This is a genomic window from Eggerthella sp. (assembly GCF_048329335.1).
GTDB classification, from domain to species: domain Bacteria; phylum Actinomycetota; class Coriobacteriia; order Coriobacteriales; family Eggerthellaceae; genus Eggerthella; species Eggerthella lenta.
This window is the reverse complement of the sequence record NZ_DBFEGU010000205.1, coordinates 1-1057: the sequence shown is the minus strand read 5'-3', so window position 1 is coordinate 1057 and position 1057 is coordinate 1. Positions and strand designations below refer to the sequence as shown.

General features: G+C 68.7%; 2 protein-coding genes. Both read right to left on the bottom strand.

Annotated elements, in window-relative coordinates:
• Positions 1-657, bottom strand: a 657-nt coding sequence (locus ACMO6A_RS06765) for a UvrD-helicase domain-containing protein (protein ID WP_418470977.1), incomplete at its 3' end; no start/stop codon positions are given.
• Positions 654-1057: hypothetical protein (locus ACMO6A_RS06760; RefSeq protein ID WP_418470975.1), on the bottom strand; the 404-nt coding region annotated here is incomplete at its 5' end. The genes ACMO6A_RS06760 and ACMO6A_RS06765, both read right to left, overlap by 4 nt.

Genomic DNA, 1057 nt, shown 5'->3' with positions numbered 1-1057 from the left:
CCGGGCGGCTTCGGCCAGCAGGATGTCGTGCCAGCAGGTGCGGACGAAGCCGTTCTCGTCCTGCCACGGGGCCAGCATCTCGTCCAGCTTCCTGCCGTAGTCGGGCAGGGCGCGGAGGAAGTCATAGACCTGCAGGACGGCCTCCCCCGCCGCGCTGTCGGTGCGGCCCTTGCCGTAAAGGTCGGCGAAGGCACAGAAATCCGCGTTCAGATAGGCCGCTTCCAGCGTCTCGGCGAGGGCCGCAGTGCGCAGCGTCTCCACGCTGCCAGGGTCGGCGGGGGTGAAGTCGGGCGGGATGTCCAGCGCCTGAAAGTGCTTGCGGAGCAGGTCGAGGCAGAAGGCGTCAATGGTACAGATGGGGGCGCGCTGCAAAAGCATCCGCTGGCGGCGGAGGGCCGTGTTGGACGGCTCGGCCTGACTGCGGCGGAGCAGTGCCTGCCCGATGCGGGCGCGAAGCTCGGCGGCGGCGGCGTTGGTAAAGGTGACGATGAGGAGCCGGTCGGCGTCCACGGGGTGCTCCGGGTCGGTGATGAGCCGGACGGCCCGCTCCGTCAGCACGGCGGTCTTACCACTGCCCGCGGCGGCGCTCACCAGCAGCGCACCGCCCCGGTCGTCGATGGCGGCACGCTGGGCCGGGGTCCATTTTGTCTCGCTCACGGGTCTTTTTCCTCCTTCTTATCGGGGTCTTCGGATGGCTCAAAGGGCTTTGCGGGGGCGTCGAGGGCGCGCTCTCCCACGCCGTCCTCGTGACAGCAGATAAAGCCGTAATCGCACCACCGGCAGGGGCTTCGGCCCGTGACCAGCGGCTCGGCGGCGATGCAGCCGCTGTAGAGCTGCTCGCCCATCCGGGTGACGAGGTCGTCGAGGTGGAGCTGGATGCGGGAGAGCTTTGCCTTGTCGGCTCGCTTGTCCTTCTGGTAGGGGCTGGGTTCGCCGCCCCGGAAGCTGAAGGGCAGATACCGCCCCGTCTCCTCGGCGTCCATGGCGTCGAAGACCTTTCGCTCGTCCCGCACGAGGCCGTCCAGCTTGTAGTCCATGGTCTGGGCGGCCTTGTCCC